Origin of the sequence: Allobosea sp. CCNWLY174, from assembly GCF_037120455.1 — a bacterium.
Lineage (GTDB): Bacteria > Pseudomonadota > Alphaproteobacteria > Rhizobiales > Beijerinckiaceae > Allobosea > Allobosea lupini.
The window spans coordinates 208609-224855 of the sequence record NZ_JBBBBQ010000006.1 but is presented as its reverse complement, the minus strand read 5'-3'; the positions used below and the strand labels follow the sequence as shown (position 1 = coordinate 224855).

The following is a 16247-nucleotide window of genomic DNA, read 5'->3' as shown; positions in this document are numbered from 1 at the left end:
CAGTCTCGCGGGCCCGGAAGGGGCCCTAAGAGGCTTTGCGGGGGGCGGAGCGGCGCTTGCCGCCACTGGCTGGGCGGGCGCGGTCGAACGCGACCGAAAGGTCGGCGACCATCGCGGTAAAATCGGCCTGGACGGTCTCGGGCCGGGCGACGATCACGAGATCGCAGGGCTTGCCGATCTGCTCTGCGAGCGCAAGTGCAGCAGCAGCGCGCAGGCGGCGGCGGATGCGGTTACGCACCACGGCGTTGCCGGTCTTGCGTGAAGCGGTCAAGCCGAGACGCAGATCATCCTGGCCCGGCTTGTCGAGCACCTGCACGGTGAAGGCGGACGAACGAAAACGGCGGCCGTGCTCGGCCGCCGCGAGAAAGTCCTTGCGTTGCGTCAGACGGGCGAGGCGCATGGCGGTTGGCCAGTCTTCCGGAACAGGCGCGCCTGCAACGCGCGCCTTTGGGCTCATCAGGCCGACAGGCGCTTGCGGCCGTGGGCGCGACGAGCGGCAATGACCTTGCGGCCACCCGTGGTCGCCATGCGGGCGCGGTAGCCGTGACGGCGCTTACGCACCAGCTTGCTGGGTTGATAGGTTCTCTTCACGGTCCGTCTCCGGGGCCTTGTTCGGCAGGGCGGGCGCAGCTTTCGGGGGAAAGCCAATGCCAGCCAGGCCTGTCATGCAAAAAGGGCCGCGCCGCCCGGTAGGCAGCGCAGGTCGCGGGCTTATGGCGGATGGGGAGACCTGAGTCAATGCCGAAACGGCTGCGCCGTGCCGTCGCAGCGGCGCTTTTTGCCTCGGTTCGTTTGCCTCGGACTTGCGCTCGCGCGCCGAAGCGCCGATATAGCGCCCGGGAGGTTGGCGAGGGACGTCTCACTCGCCAACCCGGTCAGGTCCGGAAGGAAGCAGCCGTAACGAGACCGAACGGGTCTTCGTCCAACCTCCTACTTTGCGCGCGAATCCTTCGACGCGAATCTGGCTGCGTGCGAATGCGCGAGCCTTGGCTTCCCTCACATTCCTGACGCGTTCGCGCGCTGCTATGGCAGAGCGGCGTTGACCGGGACGTTGCGATTGGCGAAAGCAGGGGCATGACCGACGAGACCGTCCCCGCCGACGAGCCGGGTTTCCCCGGCATGGCCCCGGTGCCAGCTCCGGCCGCCGCAGCGCCGGCGGGTTATCGCGTCCTGGCGCGCAAGTACCGGCCGGCGCATTTCGGCGACCTGATCGGCCAGGACGCCATGGTCCGGACGCTGACCAACGCCTTTGCCGCGGGCCGCATCCCGCAGGCCTGGATGCTGACCGGCGTGCGCGGTGTCGGCAAGACCACGACGGCGCGCATCCTGGCGCGCGCCCTGAACTACCAGAACGCCGACGGCAGCGGCGCCCCGACCACCGACCTCTCGCAATTCGGCGTGCATTGCCAGGCGATCGTCGAGGGCCGGCATATCGACGTGATGGAGATCGACGCCGCCTCGAACAACGGTGTCGACAATGTCCGCCAGATCAACGACGCGGTGCGCTATGCCCCGGTCTCGGCGCGCTATAAGGTCTACATCATCGACGAGGTCCACATGCTCTCGGGAGGCGCCTTCAACGCCTTCCTGAAGACGCTGGAGGAGCCGCCGCCGCACGCCAAGTTCATCTTCGCCACCACCGAGATCCGCAAGGTGCCGGTCACGGTGCTGTCGCGCTGCCAGCGCTTCGACCTGCGCCGCGTCGATGCGGCGCTGCTGGTCGGCCATCTCGACAAGATCTGCCGGGCGGAAGGGATCGAAGCCGAGGAGGAGGCTCTCGCCGCCGTGGCGCGCGCCGCCGAGGGCTCGGTGCGCGATTCGCTCTCGATCCTCGACCAGGCGATCGCCCATGCCGGCGGCAAGATCACGCTGGACGAGGTCCGCAGCATGCTCGGCCTCTCCGACCGGGCACGCGTGATCGACCTGTTCGAGCTCACGATGAAGGGCGACATCGCCGGCGCCCTGACCGAGCTCAGGGCACAATACGACGCCGGCGCCGATCCGGCGGTGGTGCTCTCCGACCTCGCCGAGTTCAGCCATCTCGTCACCCGCCTCAAGCTGGTGCCGGAGGCGGCCAAGGATAACAGCCTGTCCCAGGCCGAGCGGGTGCGCGGCGCCGATTTCGCCCAGCGCTTGTCGATCCGCGTGCTGGCGCGGGCCTGGCAGATGCTGCTGAAGGCCGTCGGCGAGGTCCGCCAGGCCGACCGGCCGGTGATGGCGGCCGAGATGGCGCTGGTGCGCCTCGCCCATGCCGCCGATCTACCGACGCCGGACGAAGCGCTCAGAATGCTGCGCGACGGCAGCGGAGCCATAGGCGGAAACGGTTCTCCTGCCCCGCGCCCCCCTTCGGGCGGCGGCGCGACCGCGCTCGCGGCCCGGCCGGTGCTGGCCAGCGCCAACCCGATGCCCGCCGCGGCGCCGGCGGCCCAGGTTCGGGCCAGCGCCCTGCCGCAACCGCAGAGCTTCGAGGAGGTCGTCGCGCTCGCCTCCCGCCATCGCGACATCACCATGAAGCTGGCGCTGGAGCGCGATGTCCGCCTGGTGCGCTTCGAGCAGGGCCGGATCGAGTTCGCACTGGCGGACCACGGCAACCGCCTGCTCGCCAACGATCTGTCGAAGCGGCTGAAGGAATGGACCGGCCAGACCTGGCTGGTGGCCATCGTCAATGCCGAGGGTTCGGCGACCCTGCGCGAGCAGGCGGTGGCGGCCCGCGACAAGCGCGAGAACGATGCCGCCAACCATCCCGCGGTGCGCGCCGTGATGGAGCGCTTCCCGGGGGCGCGCATCGTCGATGTCCGCGATCCCCGTGCTGCTGAAGCCGAGGCGTCCGCCACCGCCACGGGCGGCGACGAGGACCTGCCCGAATTCGAGCCGCTCTTCGACGACAGCGAGCCCGATTTCGACGGTATCGAATTCTTGACCGACAACTGACCGCGAAGGGAGCACCGCCATGCGTGACATGATGGGCCTGATGAAACAGGCACAGGACATGCAGAAGAAGATGGCCGAGATGCAGGCCCAGCTCGATACCCTCGAATTCGAGGGTTCGGCCGGCGGTGGCCTGGTCAAGCTGGTCATGACCGCCAAGAACGTGCTGAAGTCGGTGAAGATCGACCCGAGCCTGATGGTCCAGGGCGAGGAGGAGATCCTCGAGGACCTCGTCATCTCTGCCAGCAACGACGCCCGCAACAAGGCGGAGCGCGCCGTGCAGGAGCGGATGGCCGAGATGACCAAGGGACTGCCGCTGCCGCCCGGCATGCCGAAGCTGTTCTGACGATCCATTTTCGCGAGTCATCCCGGGCGATCGCAGATCGACCCGGGATCCATTCCGGAGCCTTTCCGACAGAGGTCCAGGAATGGATCCCGGCTCTCCGCTTCGCTAAGGCCGGGATGACGGCGCGGCAGCGGCAAAGCTCACGTTAAGACCCATGTCCCGCACCATCGCCGGCCCCGAGATCGAGCGCCTGATCCAGCTCCTGGCCAAGCTGCCGGGCCTGGGTCCGCGCTCGGCCCGCCGCGCGGCGCTCCATCTCGTCAAGAAGCGCGAGCAGTTGCTCGGCCCGCTCTCGGAGGCGATGGCGGTGGCGCGCGAGCGCATCGTCGTCTGCTCGACCTGCGGCAATGTCGACACCAGCGATCCCTGCGGGCTCTGCCGCGATCCGCGCCGCGACGACAGCCTGATCGTCGTCGTCGCCGATATCGCCGATCTCTGGGCGCTGGAGCGCTCGGGCGCGGTCGGCGGGCGCTATCACGTGCTTGGCGGCGTGCTTTCGGCGCTCGACGGCATCCGGCCCGAGAACCTCTCGCTTGACGCGCTGGTGGCGCGCGCCTCGGAACCAGCGGTGAAGGAAGTGATCCTGGCGCTCAACGCCACGGTCGAGGGCCAAACCACGGCGCACTTCATCACCGACCTCTTGGCGCATCTCGAGATCAAGGTGACCAAGCTCGCCCATGGCGTGCCGGTCGGCGGCGAGCTCGACTATCTCGACGACGGCACGCTGGCGGCGGCGATCCGCCAGCGCACGGGGTTTTGAGTTCGCTTCAATCGTCCCAGGGCGAAGCGTTCTTGCAGCGGTAGCCGACGAAGCATTGCGGCGTGTCGCGGGCCGGCACCCAGGCCGGAAAAACCGTCTCGTCGAACTGACAGAAGCTGCGGTCGCGCACGAAGCGGTCGTAGGTATAGCCGCCGGTGCCGAGCACAATAGCGCCATTGGCGAGGACGCTCTGGCGGTTGGCTGCACAACTCAGCGTCGGCGATTGGGGCCGCCCCTGCGCCTGCGCCGCTCCAGCGAGACCAAGGACGAGAAGAGCAATCAGGGTCCGGGTCATCGTCCGCCTCCACAGCGTTAAGCCTGTTTGCATTGTAGCATGGATGAATTGCCCGCGGCCCCGCTTTGCCTTGACGTCGCCGCGGGCTTCCGCCATCGCTCACCCCGTCACGCCCGGGCCCGTCCCGAGCCGCCACGTCTTCCCCTTTTCATCCGCGCCCGCAAGGCGTGGATGGTCGGCACAAGGCCGGCCATGACGAGAGAGAGCCGCTCCATGTCCCTGACCGATCTCGCCGCCACCATCGACGCCGCCTGGGAGAACCGGGCCGAGATCGGCCTCAACACCAAGGGCGCCGTGCGTGATGCTGTCGAGCAGGCGATCGAGCTGCTCGATTCCGGCCAGGCGCGCGTCGCCGAGAAGGTCGGCGGCGAGTGGGTGACGAATCAGTGGCTGAAGAAGGCGGTGCTGCTCTCCTTCCGGCTCGCCGACAACGAGATCATGGCGCACGGCCCCGGCGAGGGCGTGTTCTGGGACAAGGTGCCCTCGAAGTTCGCAGGCTGGGGCGAGAACCGCTTCCGCGCCGCCGGCTTCCGCGTCGTGCCGCCGGCGGCTGCGCGCAAGGGCTCCTATCTCGCACCGAACGTCATCCTGATGCCGTCCTTCGTCAACATCGGCGCCTATGTCGACTCCGGCACCATGGTCGACACCTGGGCGACGGTCGGCTCCTGCGCCCAGATCGGCAAGAACGTCCACCTCTCAGGCGGCGTCGGCATCGGCGGCGTGCTCGAGCCGCTGCAGGCCAACCCGACGATCATCGAGGACAACTGCTTCATCGGCGCCCGCTCCGAGGTGGTCGAGGGCGTGGTCGTCGGCGAAGGTTCGGTACTCGCCATGGGCGTCTTCATCTCGGCGACCACCAAGATCGTCGACCGCGCCACCGGCCAGGTCCATGTCGGCAAGGTGCCGCCCTATTCGGTCGTCGTGGCCGGCTCGCTGCCGGGCAAGCCTCTGAACGACGGCACGCCCGGCCCCTCGCTCTACTGCGCCGTGATCGTCAAGACGGTCGACGCCCAGACCCGCGCCAAGACCGGCATCAACGAATTGCTGCGCGACTGAGGATGGCGGGGCGGAGCCGATGAAGACGCTTCTGAGCGCCGCTTTCCTCTCACTATTCTCGCTGGCATCGACAACTGCGCAGGCCGAACCGGTCGCGTTGACGCTAAAGCTCGTCGACGAAGCCGGCAAGCCGCTGGCCGGCCTCGGCGTGCGCGTCGCGATCGGCTCCGACGCCGAGATCAGCGCGCCCGGTGCAGGGCAGCAGCTCGCCACCGATGCGGGCGGCGTCATCCGCATGCGGGCCGAGGCGACGATCGATCGCCGCAGCGTCTCCTCGACCGGCATCTACACGCGTCACCCGGCCGAGCATCTCCTCGTCGGGGTCGAGCTCGACCTGATCGGCCGGCGCGCGCTCTACAGGGTCAGGCTCGACCAGACCAAGGCCGGCACGGTCGGCCAGATCAACGCCTTCCTGGCCAGTTCAGGCGGCCGCTTCGACCTGCCGCTGGCTTTCCATGCCGACACGCAGAGCTGGAGCCTGCCCGACGATCCCGCGGGCCTGCGCCTCACCGGCATCGGCGCCGAACTCGAGGCGCAAAGCATGACAGGTTCGGCCGAGACCGGCCGCGCCATCGCCCTCACCATCGCCAAGCAGAGCTTCAAGCGGCGGTGAGCAGAAGCCTCAGACGCCCGGCAGCGGATTCGGCGTCGGCTCGGTCGAACCGGTCGCCAGCTCCTGCCGCTGCGCAGCCGGCGAGGCGGCAAGCGCATCGCGCAGGGCCTGCTCCTGCGAATGGTCGAGCGAGGTCTTGAGCACGACGCCGCCGGTGCCCTTGATCGCCTCGAGCACCTTGTCGCCGGTCATCTTCTGGATCAGCACGAAGAGCGCGGCATTGCCCGGCTGCAGATTGGCGGCGAGCTCCTTCATGAAGCCGTCATTGACGCCGTAATCGGTCAGCGCCCCGCCGAGCGCACCGGAAGCCGCGCCGATCGCCGCGCCGAAGATCGGCATCAGGAAGATCGCGCCGATCAGCAGGCCCCAGAAGCCGCCGGAAGCCGCTCCGAGCGCGGTGGTATTGAGCAACTGGTTGAGCTTGACCTTGCCGTCCTCGTGCATCACCGCGATCGCGGCGTCGCTGATCTGGATCAGGTATTCCTTCTGCAGGCCGAAGAGCTTCTGCCGCATTTCCTCGGCCCTGGCTTCGGTCGGGTAGACGATGACGACGAGATCGGACATGGCGCACTCCTCTGACGCGACGAGACAAGCTGCCGCCGCTCTGTGACGGGCTTGCGGCAAACGCGCGACGAATGCGGGCGTTCCGCTACTCGCCCGCCACCTCCTTCGCAGCCGCGAGGGCAGAACCCCGCAGCGGCAATTCCTTCATGCGTAACAGGAAAATGAGCGCGAACGCGAATCCGGCGAAGGTCGCGGCGAAAACGTACTGGAAAAGACGGATCATCGTCTCGCGATCGACCGCTCCGGCCTTGAGCGTCTCGGCCGAAAGGCCGGCACCGCTCGCGCCGATGCCCCCCAGCACGATCGCGCCGAAGATCGCGACGATCAGCGCTCCGCCGATCTGGCGGAAGAAGTTCGCAGTCCCGGTCGCGGTGCCGAGCTGGTGCGGAGCGACGGCGTTCTGAATCGAGACCGTGGCGACCGGCAGCAGCGTGCCGAAGCAGATGCTGATCAGGCCGAGCAACAGGGAAAAGGGTATCAGCGGCAGGCGGCCGGCGGTTGCGATCAGGATCGCGGTGCCGACGAGCGCCAGGGCAAGCCCGATCACCGGCACGCGCTTGTAGTGATTGAGCCGCGTCATCGCCCGCCCGGACGCCGTGGCGCCGAGCACCGTGCCGCAGGTCAGCGGAAGCAGGCCCATGCCGGAATTGGCTGCCGAGAGCCCGGCGACGGTCTCGAAGTAGAGCGGCAGATAGATGGTCAGGCCGATGAACGTGCCCATGCCGAAGCCGGCGGCGATGGTGCCGTCGCGAACCACGGGGTTGGCGAGCAGCGCCAGCGGGATGAGCGGCTCGGCAGCGGTGCGCAGGCGCCAGGCGAAGCAGAACCAGAGCAGCACCGAGCCGGCGATAAGCCCGAGGATCGGCGGCGACCTCCACGGATAATGCGTACCGCCCCAGGACAGCGCCAGCAGCAAGGTCATCGTCGCGCTGGTCATCAAGAGCGCGCCGAGCACGTCGAGCTTGTGCGGCCGCTCATGCCGCGGCAGGCGTTTCAGCGCGGTATGCGTCATCCAGTAGGCGCCGAGACCCAGTGGCAGGTTGATCCAGAAGATTACCGACCAATGCAGCGCCTCCGAGATCACCCCGCCAAGCACCGGGCCGAGCAGCGAGGACGAGAAGAACACGCTGGCGATGTAGACCTGGTACTTGCCGCGCTCCTTGGGCGGGACCATGTCGGCAATGATGGTCTGCGCCATGGCGATAAGCCCGCCGCCGCCGAGCCCCTGCACGAACCGCGCGACCACCAGCAGCCAGAGCGACGGCGCGAGCGCGCAGGCGAGAGAGCCGAGTACGAAGATGGCGATTCCGCCAAGCAAGGTGACACGGCGTCCATGGATGTCGGCAAACTTGCCGTAGAGCGGCGTTACCGCGGTCGAGGCGAGCAGATAGGCGGTCACGACCCAGGGCAGGTGGGCGACGTCTCCGAGCTCGCGGCCGATCGTCGGCATCGCGGTCGCGACGATGGTCTGGTCGAGCGCCGCCAGGAACATGGCGAGCATGATTCCGATCAGGATCGACCGAATGTCGGCATGAGAAAGCGCCGCCTGCGTCGGCGGCGTCTCGACCCGCTTGTCCATCGGCACCTGTCCGTCCTGTGCTTGGGGAATGCCCGAGGATAAGGCTCGGCTTGGCCATGCGCCAGAGTCGGGGACGCAAGGCCGCCGCGAAGTGGGTGCAGCCCTGGATTGGCGCGAGCCGCAGGCTGCGGCTAGCATGGCGCCTTCCGCTGCGAGGGACCATGCGCGCGCATCTGCTCCTTGTCCTGCTGCCGATGCTGCCGACCCCGGCCACGGCGCTCGAGCTGACCGGCCGCTATGGCTATGCCGGCGAATGGGCGCTGACGGCGACACTCGCCGAGGCGGAGCCTTCCGCCTCCAAGCGCAAGCGCGATTTCGCCGGCCCGGTCAAACTGAAGCATCTCGCCTTGTGCGGGCCGGGCGAGGTCGCCGAGAAAACCGGCACGCTCAACCTGCGGCGCGATGGCCGGCGCTATGCCGCGATGCTGGCGATCGGCGAAGAGAATTGCGCGGTGACCGGCACCCTGACCGAGGACGGCGTCGCCTTCGCCGATTGCGGCAAGGCCGGAAAGATTCCGCTCAGGCTCTGGCTGAAATGATGCTTTCGCGCTTTCCGGCTGCCCTCCTCGCCACCCTCATCTGCAACGCCGCCCGAGCCGATACGCGTCCTTCGCTGTGCCAGGCCAGCGAGGTCGCGATCTTCTCCTGCGCGATCGGCAGCAAGATCGCCTCGCTCTGCGCTTCCCCAGACCTCGGCCCGAGCCAGGGCAGCCTCGCCTATCGCTTCGGCCGCAAGGGCGCGATCGAGCTGATCCATCCGGAAGCGCCGATGCCGCCGGACCAGGCCTTCAGAACCGCCGTCGTCGGCGATGCCGGATTCGCCGGCGACATCGTCCGCTTCAGCCGCGGCGAGACCCGCTACACGCTCTACTCGATCAGCGTCAGGGGCCAGGGTGACCGCGACGGCATCCTCGTCTCGAGAGCCGGCCGCAAGCTCGCCGACCTCAAATGCAAGGATTTCGCGCTCGGGACGGACGCCTGGAAGCTGCTCTATCGCGCCAAGCTGCCCAAGGCGGAGCCGGGCTCGCTCGACTAGAGCAATTCCGCAACTCTTCGAATCGCGAAATTGCTCCAAGTCCTTGTTTTATCGCATTTTCTTCACGCGAACCGGTATCCACTTCGCTCGAAAATGCTCTAGGATGGAGAACGCTGCTTCTCCGACTCCGGCACCTTCAGGATCATCGCGCCATCGGCATCGATCGGGCGGCCATCCTCGGTCTGCACGGTCAGCGTGACCTTGCGGCCGCTGTCGCGCTCGATCAGCGAGGAGTGGCGCTCCCCGGGCCCGAACAGATGCTGCTCGCCCCATTGCCGAAGCGCCACCATCACCGGGAAGAGATCGCGGCCCTTGGCAGTCAGCCGGTATTCCTGGCGCGCGCCTCCAGCCGCAGCCGGGACGGCTTCGAGGATGCCGCGGGCCGTCAGCGTGCGCAGCCGCTCGGACAGGATGTTGCGAGCGATGCCGAGGCTCTTCTGGAACTCGCCGAAGCGGGTCATGCCGTCGAAGGCGTCGCGCACGATCAGCAGCGACCACCAGTCGCCGATCGCATCCAGCGCCCGGGCGCTCGGGCAATAATCGCTGACCAGGCTGCGGCGCTTCACCATCGCTGCGCTGCTCTCCTCAAAAGCTGCGTGATCGACCTTTCAGTTGCAAGATAAAACCGATACCGCTACACCACAATAAGTTTCATTATGAAACTTATCTAGCGGAGCTTCGCCATGCGACTGGACCTTGAGGCGGCGCCGGCCGGCGCCGCGAGCGTTGACGCACGCCCATCGCCTCCCCCTCCGACAGCACCGCTTTCCGCCGGCATGATCCTGCTCTTTGCAGTGGCGAGCGGGCTCGCCGTCGCCAACGCCTATTTCGCGCAGCCGCTGCTCGACATTATCGCCGATGATCTCGGGCTCTCGCGGGCCACGGTCGGCCTGGTCATCGGAGCGACGCAGCTCGGCTACGGGCTCGGGCTGATCCTGCTGGTGCCGCTCGGCGACCTCCTCGACCGCCGCAAGCTCGTCGTGCTGCAATCGCTGCTCTCGGTCGCGGCGCTGATCTGCGTCGCCGTCTCGGTCTCAGGCGCGATGCTGCTGGCGGCGATGGCGGCGATGGGTTTTCTCGCCGTGGTGACGCAGGCCTTCGTCGCCTATGCCGCGAGCCTCGCAAGGCCGGAAGAGCGCGGCCAGGTCGTCGGCTCGGTCACCAGCGGTATCGTGCTCGGCATCCTGCTTGCCCGCGCCATCGCCGGCGCGATGGCCGATCTCTCGGGCTGGCGAGCGGTCTATCTGCTGTCGGCGGGAGCGACGCTGGTCATCGCCATCGTCCTGTTCAGGGTCTTGCCAGCCGAACGCAAGGCACCGGCACAATTCTCCTATCCGCGCCTGATCGGCTCGCTCTTCACCCTGTTTCGCGACGAGAAGGTGCTGCGCATCCGGGCGGTGATCGGCATGCTGATCTTCGCCGACGTCACCACGCTGCTGACGCCCCTGGTATTGCCGCTCGCGGCCCCACCCTTCTCGCTGTCGCATACGGCGATCGGCCTGTTCGGCCTCGCCGGAGCTGCGGGTGCGCTGGGTGCGGCGCGGGCCGGAGCCTGGACCGATCGCGGCCATGGCCAGCGCGTCACCGGGATCGCGCTCGCGCTGATGCTCATCGCCTGGCTGCCGATCGGGCTTCTGCCGCAGTCGATCCTCTTCCTGATCGCCGGCGTGCTGATCCTCGATTTCGGCCTGCAGGCGGTGCACGTCACCAACCAGGCGATGATCTATCGCGTGCGGCCGGAGGCGCAGAGCCGGCTGACCGCCGGGTACATGGTTTTCTATTCTATCGGCAGCGCGCTGGGATCGTCGACCTCGACACTGGTCTACGCGCAAGCCGGCTGGACCGGCGTCAGCCTACTCGGTGCGGCGATCGCCGCGATCGCGCTGGCGTTCTGGGCTGCGACGCTGAAGGCGATGCCGAGCGAGGCAACACGTGCCGTCGCGACGAAACCTGCCGCCTGACATGATCAGGGCCGCTGCCTCGCGGCAACGGCCCTGAGGCCCCCTCACAGAAGACCGGTCACTTCAGCTTGGCGGCGAGCGCCTGCAGGCCGGCATCGGCGCATTCCTCGTCGAGATGGCCGCCCCAGGCGCCGCCAACGCCGACAGCAGCGATGACCTCGTCACCGGCCTTAACCGGCACGCCGCCGCCGAGCAGCAGGAGGCCGGAGATGTGGACGAGATTGCGGGCCGGCATTGTTGGCGGCAGCCTCGGCCATGGCGCCAGTGTTGTTCTCGGCCGAGACCGAGGTGAAGGCCTTGGCCCGGCGGCGTCGATGGTGTGCGGGCCGGCACGGTCGGCGCGGAGGGTGGCGAGCTCGACGGCGAGCGCGGTCGGCAAAGCGCGGACCTGGGCGATCTCGGGGCCGCGGCTCGCTAGCTTTCCGACAGCGCCGCGGTCGGCGCATCGAGCGAAAGGATGATGCCATCGGGCGCGAAATCGATCTTCGCGGTGCCGCCCAGATAGCTGCCGAGCACCTTCTCGATCATCTGCGAGCCGAAGCCGCGCCGCTGTGGAGCGGTCACCGGCGGCCCGCCGCTTTCCTGCCAGCGGAAATGGAACTCGCCGCCCTGGTTGCTCCAGGAGACGTCGACATGGCCGCCATCCTGCGAGAGCGCCCCGTATTTCACCGCATTGGTGCCGAGTTCGTGCAGAGCAAGCGCCATCGCCAGCGCGCATTTCGAGGAGAGCGTCACCGAGGGGCCGTCGACTGCGAGGCGCTCGCCGGAGCGATGCGGCGACAGCACGACTTCGACCAGTTGCCTGAGATCGGCGCCGTGGCGGCTCGCCATCATCAGCACGTCCTGCGCCGCCGCCAGCGCCTGCAAACGGTCGGAGACGCGGCGCTTGACCATGTCCAGCGGCTCGTTGGAGCCGCGCATCGACTGGTTGACGATGCCGGAGACCATGGCGAGCAGGTTCTTGATGCGATGGTTCAACTCGCCGGCGAGCAGGCGATAGCGCTCCTCACCGGCATGCATCTGCGTGATGTCGCGCGAAACCGAGAGGATCGCTTCGGGCTTGCCGTCCGGCCCGACGATCGGCGAGACCTGAACGTCCCAATAGCGCGGATTGCCCGCAGCAGTATCGGCCGGGCCCTGGAAGCGGTAGCTGCGGCCTGCCCGCGCCGCGGCGAGCGCCGCCTCAGCATCGGCATGACCGTCTCCCTGCCAGAACTGAACCCAGGGACAGCCCCGAATCTTCTCGAAATCCTGGACTTCCATCACGCGTTGGCCGCCCTCGCTTATGAATTCGAGCGTGCCGTCGAGGCCGATGACCTTGATGCAGTCGTCCGACGCGGACAGCACGGCACTCAGGAAACGGGCATCCTTGTTGAGCTGTGTCGGCACAAGCGGGCTTTCGAGTCGGGATGAAGACGCTACAATTCGACCGCTAGCGCAGTGCCTGTCAAACGCCCATGTCTTTTGACATGCGCCCGGAGTCATGGCGGCGTCGAGTCCGCAGAATCCCTTAGCCGCCGAACCATGAGCGGTTGACGCTGTCGGGCAGCCCGGTCAGCTTGGCGCCACGTCACGAGGAGCCCGACATGGAGAGCATCACGCCACGCCAGCGCGAGATCGTGGCGCTGGCCCGGGCTCAGGGGCGGGTCAATGTCGAGGATCTCGCGGCGCGCTACGAGGTCAGCGCCCAGACCATCCGCAAGGACCTCAACCAGCTCTGCGACCAGCGCATCATGTCGCGCGTGCATGGCGGGGCGGTGGTCGCGTCCGGGGTCGAGAACCTCGCCTATGAGGCGCGCCGCTTCATCGCCCGCGAGGAGAAGGCGGCGATCGGCCAGGCCGCGGCGGCGCTGATCCCGAACGACGCCTCGTTGTTCATTAATATCGGCACGACGACCGAGGAGGTGGCGCGCGCGCTCTCCGACCATCACGGCCTGCTCGTCATCACCAACAACCTGCATGTCGCGACGCTGCTTTACCCGCACCAGAACATCGAGGTGATCGTCGCCGGCGGACCGGTCCGGCGCTCCGATGGCGGCGTGATCGGCGCCGCCGCCGTCGACCTCATACGCCAGTTCAAGGTCGACTATGCCGTGATCGGCACCTCCGCCATCGACGAGGAGGGGGCGCTGCTCGATTTCGACTATCGCGAGGTGCGCGTCTCGCAAGCGATCATCGAGAACGCCCGGCAATGCCTGCTCGTCGCCGACAGCACCAAGTTCGAGCGTTCCGCCCCGGTGCGTATCGGCCATCTGCGCGATGTCGACGTCTTCGTCACCGATCGGCTCGGCCCGCCGCCCTTGCGCGAGCTCTGCCACAGCGAGGGCATCAGCCTAGTTGAAACCGAAACGCTGAATGGGGCAACCCTTCATGCCGAAAGTGAAAGCTAGAATTTTCGCTTTCGCTTTCGTTTTCCCGTTGCACGCAAGAAAATCACGCTCTACCGTACGTTGAAGAGGCACTCGCAGGAGTGCCTGCGGGAGGGATCGCGTGACGGCTCCGGTGTTCGACATCGCCATCATCGGCGGCGGCGTGAACGGCTGCGGCATCGCGCGCGATGCGGCGGGGCGCGGCGCCTTGGTCGTGCTGTTCGAGCAGGGCGATCTTGCCAGCGCGACCTCCTCGGCGTCGACCAAGCTGATCCATGGCGGGCTGCGCTATCTCGAGCACTACGAATTCCGGCTGGTGCGCGAGGCGCTGACCGAGCGCGAGGTGATGTGGCGCGCCGCGCCGCACATCATCCGGCCCTTGCGCTTCGTCTTGCCGCATCATGCGGGCCTCAGGCCCTGGTGGATGCTGCGGCTCGGCCTCTTCCTCTACGACCATCTCGGCGGCCGCAAGCTGCTGCCGGCGACCCGTTCGCTCGACCTCAGGCACGACGCGGCCGGCGAACCCTTGCAGCCGCGCTTCGGCCGCGCCTTCGAATATTCCGATTGCTGGGTCGAGGATGCCCGCCTCGTCGTGCTCAACGCCCGCGATGCGGCCGAGCACGGCGCCAGGATCCTGCCGCGGACCAAGGTCATCGGCGCGCGCCGCCAGGGCGATCTCTGGGTCGTGACGACGGAAGCCGCGGACGGAACACGAGCCGAGACCAGCGCGCGCGTGCTGGTCAACGCCGGCGGCCCCTGGGTCGCCGACGTGCTCAACGGCATCGTCGCCAGCAACCGCCCGGCTTCTGTGCGGCTGGTCCAGGGCAGCCATATCGTGGTGCCGCGCCTGTTCGAGCACGAGCGCTGCTACATCTTCCAGAACGCCGACGGCCGCATCATCTTCGCCATCCCCTATGAGGGCGACCTGACCCTGATCGGCACCACAGACAAGGATTATGACGGCGATCCGGCCAAGGTCGCTGCCAGCGAGGACGAGATCGCCTATCTCTGCGCCGCGGCGAGCGAATATTTCCGCAAGCCGATCCAGCGCGAGGACGTGGTCTGGACCTATTCCGGCGTGCGCCCCCTCTATGACGACGGCGCCAGCAAGGCCCAGGAGGCGACGCGCGACTATGTGCTGACGCTGGACGAGCCGGCCGGCTCCGCGCCGCTGCTCTCGGTCTTCGGCGGCAAGATCACCACCGCGCGGCGGCTTGCCGAGGCGGCGGTCGAGAAATTGTCCGCCGCCGTACCGGCGCTGCGCGCGCCCTCCTGGACGGCCGTAGCGCATCTGCCCGGCGGCGATTTCCCGGTTGAGGGCTTCGAGGGGCTGGTCGAGCGCATCACCGCCGCCCGCCCCTGGCTCGACCGCAAGCTGGCGCGCCGGCTCGCCCGGGCCTACGGCACCCGTGCCGAGACGTTGCTCGAAGGCGCCAAGGCGATGGCCGATCTCGGCCGGGTCTTCGGCGCAGACCTGACCGAGCGCGAGGTCTCCTGGTTGATGAACCAGGAATGGGCGGTCAGCGCCGAGGATGTGCTGTTCCGGCGCAGCAAGCTCGGCCTGCGCTTTTCGCCCGAACAGCGCCGGGCGCTCGACGATTATATGGCTGCGAAGGCTGCGCCACCCGCTTCCGCCCGGATGGAGGCGCGCGGATGAGCCTGACCCTCGACAGTCTCAGCCTGACGCGCGGCGCGCAGACCCTGCTCGCCGACATCTCGCTGACGCTGGAGAAGGGATCGCTCAACGTGCTGCTCGGCGCGACGCTCGCCGGCAAGACCTCTCTGATGCGCCTGATGGCCGGGCTCGATGCACCCAGCAGCGGCAAGGTCGTGGTCGAGGGCCGCGACGTCACCGGACTGCCGGTCCAGAAGCGCAATGTCGCGATGGTCTACCAGCAGTTCATCAACTACCCCGCGCTGTCGGTCTACGAGAACATCGCCTCGCCCCTGCGCGTCGCCGGCCTGCCGGCGAGCGAGATCGACGCTCGGGTGAAGAGCGCGGCGGCGCTGCTGCGGCTCGAGCCCTATCTCCAGCGCAAGCCGCTCGAACTCTCCGGCGGCCAGCAGCAGCGCACCGCGATCGCCCGCGCCCTGGTGAAGCGCGCCGAGCTCGTGCTGCTCGACGAGCCCCTCGCCAATCTCGACTACAAATTGCGCGAGGAACTGCGTGAGGAACTGCCGCGCATCTTCGCCGAATCCGGCGCGATCTTCGTCTACGCCACCACCGAGCCGAGCGAGGCCCTGCTGCTCGGCGGCAATACCGCCACCCTGTTCCAGGGACGGGTGACGCAGTTCGGCCCGACCGCGCAAGTCTATCGCCAGCCGCATGACCTTGTGACCGCGCAGGTCTTCTCCGACCCGCCGCTCAACACGCTCTCTGGGATCAAGCAGGGCAGCGAGGTCAGGCTCTCGACCGGCCAGAGCATCCCGGCGAGCGGCGCCTTCGCCGGCGTGCCCGATGGCGCCTATACGATCGGCTTCCGTGCCCATCATCTCGCGCTCGACGCGCTGCCGGCGCCTGCGATCGAACTGCAGGCGAGCGTCTCGGTCTCCGAGATCACCGGCTCGGAATCCTTCGTCCATCTCGATGTCGGCGACCACCGGCTGATCGCGCTGGTGCCGGGCGTGCGCCGCCTGGAGCCGGGCACGACCGTGACCGCCTGGCTCGACCCTGCCCGAATCTTCCTGTTCGACGCCGCCGGCAGGCTGGCGGCGGCAGCTCCGGCAAAGGCGGCGTGAC

19 protein-coding genes and 1 other RNA gene are annotated in these 16247 nt (G+C 68.0%); 12 read left to right on the top strand and 8 right to left on the bottom strand.

Features of this window, described 5'->3' with window-relative positions:
- Positions 1 to 25: 25 nt before the first annotated feature.
- Both rnpA and rpmH read right to left on the bottom strand, forming a co-directional pair.
- The gene (rnpA, locus tag V7S63_RS18925) at positions 26 to 400 is read right to left on the bottom strand and encodes a ribonuclease P protein component (RefSeq protein ID WP_091834741.1); all 375 of its coding nucleotides are present in this window, start codon (positions 398 to 400) and stop codon (positions 26 to 28) included.
- Between the two features lie 56 nt (positions 401 to 456).
- On the bottom strand, positions 457 to 591 hold the full coding sequence (rpmH, locus tag V7S63_RS18920) for a 50S ribosomal protein L34 (RefSeq protein ID WP_057189143.1): 135 nt from the start codon (positions 589 to 591) through the stop codon (positions 457 to 459).
- Between the two features lie 247 nt (positions 592 to 838).
- Between rpmH and ffs the strand changes: the two genes are divergently transcribed.
- From ffs to recR, 4 genes are all read left to right on the top strand, one after another.
- Positions 839 to 935: signal recognition particle sRNA small type (ffs, locus tag V7S63_RS18915), an RNA gene on the top strand.
- Positions 936 to 1074: 139 nt separating this feature from the next.
- Positions 1075 to 2931 (top strand): DNA polymerase III subunit gamma/tau, encoded by a 1857-nt coding sequence (locus V7S63_RS18910; protein WP_336531323.1) that lies wholly within the window; start codon positions 1075 to 1077, stop codon positions 2929 to 2931.
- A gap of 19 nt (positions 2932 to 2950) precedes the next feature.
- The gene (locus V7S63_RS18905) at positions 2951 to 3274 is read left to right on the top strand and encodes a YbaB/EbfC family nucleoid-associated protein (RefSeq protein WP_091834743.1); all 324 of its coding nucleotides are present in this window, start codon (positions 2951 to 2953) and stop codon (positions 3272 to 3274) included.
- Positions 3275 to 3428: 154 nt separating this feature from the next.
- Positions 3429 to 4034, top strand: a complete 606-nt coding sequence (gene recR / locus V7S63_RS18900; RefSeq protein WP_091834744.1) for a recombination mediator RecR — start codon at positions 3429 to 3431, stop codon at positions 4032 to 4034.
- A gap of 7 nt (positions 4035 to 4041) precedes the next feature.
- Here recR and V7S63_RS18895 read toward each other — a convergent pair whose 3' ends face one another.
- A complete protein-coding gene (locus V7S63_RS18895; RefSeq protein WP_091834749.1) occupies positions 4042 to 4329 on the bottom strand; it encodes a hypothetical protein in 288 nt (95 codons plus the stop codon).
- A gap of 213 nt (positions 4330 to 4542) precedes the next feature.
- Here V7S63_RS18895 and dapD point away from each other — a divergent pair, with 213 nt between their 5' ends.
- A complete protein-coding gene (gene dapD, locus V7S63_RS18890; RefSeq protein WP_091834750.1) occupies positions 4543 to 5385 on the top strand; it encodes a 2,3,4,5-tetrahydropyridine-2,6-dicarboxylate N-succinyltransferase in 843 nt (280 codons plus the stop codon).
- Positions 5386 to 5404: 19 nt separating this feature from the next.
- Positions 5405 to 5998 (top strand): hypothetical protein, encoded by a 594-nt coding sequence (locus V7S63_RS18885; protein WP_336531322.1) that lies wholly within the window; start codon positions 5405 to 5407, stop codon positions 5996 to 5998.
- Positions 5999 to 6007: 9 nt separating this feature from the next.
- On the opposite strand, the gene V7S63_RS18880 is transcribed toward V7S63_RS18885, so the two are convergent.
- Both V7S63_RS18880 and V7S63_RS18875 read right to left on the bottom strand, forming a co-directional pair.
- Positions 6008 to 6562, bottom strand: coding sequence for a DUF1269 domain-containing protein (locus tag V7S63_RS18880; RefSeq protein ID WP_091834752.1), 555 nt, complete (start codon positions 6560 to 6562; stop codon positions 6008 to 6010).
- A gap of 85 nt (positions 6563 to 6647) precedes the next feature.
- Positions 6648 to 8141 carry an MDR family MFS transporter gene (locus tag V7S63_RS18875; RefSeq protein WP_336531321.1) on the bottom strand — a complete coding sequence of 498 codons (1494 nt, stop codon included), beginning with the start codon at positions 8139 to 8141 and terminating at the stop codon, positions 6648 to 6650.
- A gap of 161 nt (positions 8142 to 8302) precedes the next feature.
- On the opposite strand from V7S63_RS18875, the gene V7S63_RS18870 reads away from it, so the two are divergent.
- On the top strand, positions 8303 to 8680 hold the full coding sequence (locus tag V7S63_RS18870; protein WP_336531320.1) for a hypothetical protein: 378 nt from the start codon (positions 8303 to 8305) through the stop codon (positions 8678 to 8680).
- Positions 8680 to 9177 carry a hypothetical protein gene (locus V7S63_RS18865; RefSeq protein ID WP_336531319.1) on the top strand — a complete coding sequence of 166 codons (498 nt, stop codon included), beginning with the start codon at positions 8680 to 8682 and terminating at the stop codon, positions 9175 to 9177. The genes V7S63_RS18870 and V7S63_RS18865 overlap by 1 nt, the downstream gene beginning before the upstream one ends.
- 98 nt (positions 9178 to 9275) lie before the next feature.
- Here V7S63_RS18865 and V7S63_RS18860 read toward each other — a convergent pair whose 3' ends face one another.
- Positions 9276 to 9746 (bottom strand): winged helix-turn-helix transcriptional regulator, encoded by a 471-nt coding sequence (locus V7S63_RS18860; protein WP_336531318.1) that lies wholly within the window; start codon positions 9744 to 9746, stop codon positions 9276 to 9278.
- Positions 9747 to 9860: 114 nt separating this feature from the next.
- On the opposite strand from V7S63_RS18860, the gene V7S63_RS18855 reads away from it, so the two are divergent.
- Positions 9861 to 11138, top strand: coding sequence for an MFS transporter (locus V7S63_RS18855; protein WP_336531317.1), 1278 nt, complete (start codon positions 9861 to 9863; stop codon positions 11136 to 11138).
- Positions 11139 to 11196: 58 nt separating this feature from the next.
- Here V7S63_RS18855 and V7S63_RS18850 read toward each other — a convergent pair whose 3' ends face one another.
- The gene (locus tag V7S63_RS18850; protein ID WP_336531316.1) at positions 11197 to 11373 is read right to left on the bottom strand and encodes a heme-binding protein; all 177 of its coding nucleotides are present in this window, start codon (positions 11371 to 11373) and stop codon (positions 11197 to 11199) included.
- Positions 11374 to 11552: 179 nt separating this feature from the next.
- Positions 11553 to 12527, bottom strand: coding sequence for a sensor histidine kinase (locus V7S63_RS18845; RefSeq protein ID WP_336531315.1), 975 nt, complete (start codon positions 12525 to 12527; stop codon positions 11553 to 11555).
- A 197-nt stretch (positions 12528 to 12724) separates the two neighbouring features.
- Here V7S63_RS18845 and V7S63_RS18840 point away from each other — a divergent pair, with 197 nt between their 5' ends.
- The 3 genes from V7S63_RS18840 to V7S63_RS18830 all read left to right on the top strand — a co-directional run bounded on the left by V7S63_RS18840 (position 12725) and on the right by V7S63_RS18830 (position 16246).
- Positions 12725 to 13528 carry a DeoR/GlpR family DNA-binding transcription regulator gene (locus V7S63_RS18840; RefSeq protein ID WP_336531314.1) on the top strand — a complete coding sequence of 268 codons (804 nt, stop codon included), beginning with the start codon at positions 12725 to 12727 and terminating at the stop codon, positions 13526 to 13528.
- A gap of 100 nt (positions 13529 to 13628) precedes the next feature.
- On the top strand, positions 13629 to 15164 hold the full coding sequence (glpD, locus tag V7S63_RS18835) for a glycerol-3-phosphate dehydrogenase (RefSeq protein ID WP_336531313.1): 1536 nt from the start codon (positions 13629 to 13631) through the stop codon (positions 15162 to 15164).
- On the top strand, positions 15161 to 16246 hold the full coding sequence (locus V7S63_RS18830; protein ID WP_336531312.1) for an ABC transporter ATP-binding protein: 1086 nt from the start codon (positions 15161 to 15163) through the stop codon (positions 16244 to 16246). Before glpD ends, V7S63_RS18830 begins: the two co-directional genes overlap by 4 nt.
- The last annotated feature ends 1 nt before the right edge of the window (position 16247 follow it).

Excerpts from the sequence above, each read along its gene's own strand:
- V7S63_RS18870 (WP_336531320.1), top strand. The coding sequence starts at position 8,303 with ATGCGCGCGCATCTGCTCCTTGTCCTGCTGCCGATGCTGCCGACCCCG.
- V7S63_RS18875 (WP_336531321.1), bottom strand. The coding sequence starts at position 8,141 with ATGGACAAGCGGGTCGAGACGCCGCCGACGCAGGCGGCGCTTTCTCAT.
- V7S63_RS18855 (WP_336531317.1), top strand. The coding sequence starts at position 9,861 with ATGCGACTGGACCTTGAGGCGGCGCCGGCCGGCGCCGCGAGCGTTGAC.
- V7S63_RS18860 (WP_336531318.1), bottom strand. The coding sequence starts at position 9,746 with ATGGTGAAGCGCCGCAGCCTGGTCAGCGATTATTGCCCGAGCGCCCGG.
- V7S63_RS18895 (WP_091834749.1), bottom strand. The coding sequence starts at position 4,329 with ATGACCCGGACCCTGATTGCTCTTCTCGTCCTTGGTCTCGCTGGAGCG.
- V7S63_RS18885 (WP_336531322.1), top strand. The coding sequence starts at position 5,405 with ATGAAGACGCTTCTGAGCGCCGCTTTCCTCTCACTATTCTCGCTGGCA.
- V7S63_RS18840 (WP_336531314.1), top strand. The coding sequence starts at position 12,725 with ATGGAGAGCATCACGCCACGCCAGCGCGAGATCGTGGCGCTGGCCCGG.
- V7S63_RS18880 (WP_091834752.1), bottom strand. The coding sequence starts at position 6,562 with ATGTCCGATCTCGTCGTCATCGTCTACCCGACCGAAGCCAGGGCCGAG.
- recR (WP_091834744.1), top strand. The coding sequence starts at position 3,429 with ATGTCCCGCACCATCGCCGGCCCCGAGATCGAGCGCCTGATCCAGCTC.
- V7S63_RS18905 (WP_091834743.1), top strand. The coding sequence starts at position 2,951 with ATGCGTGACATGATGGGCCTGATGAAACAGGCACAGGACATGCAGAAG.
- V7S63_RS18865 (WP_336531319.1), top strand. The coding sequence starts at position 8,680 with ATGCTTTCGCGCTTTCCGGCTGCCCTCCTCGCCACCCTCATCTGCAAC.
- dapD (WP_091834750.1), top strand. The coding sequence starts at position 4,543 with ATGTCCCTGACCGATCTCGCCGCCACCATCGACGCCGCCTGGGAGAAC.
- V7S63_RS18830 (WP_336531312.1), top strand. The coding sequence starts at position 15,161 with ATGAGCCTGACCCTCGACAGTCTCAGCCTGACGCGCGGCGCGCAGACC.
- V7S63_RS18850 (WP_336531316.1), bottom strand. The coding sequence starts at position 11,373 with ATGCCGGCCCGCAATCTCGTCCACATCTCCGGCCTCCTGCTGCTCGGC.
- V7S63_RS18910 (WP_336531323.1), top strand. The coding sequence starts at position 1,075 with ATGACCGACGAGACCGTCCCCGCCGACGAGCCGGGTTTCCCCGGCATG.
- rnpA (WP_091834741.1), bottom strand. The coding sequence starts at position 400 with ATGCGCCTCGCCCGTCTGACGCAACGCAAGGACTTTCTCGCGGCGGCC.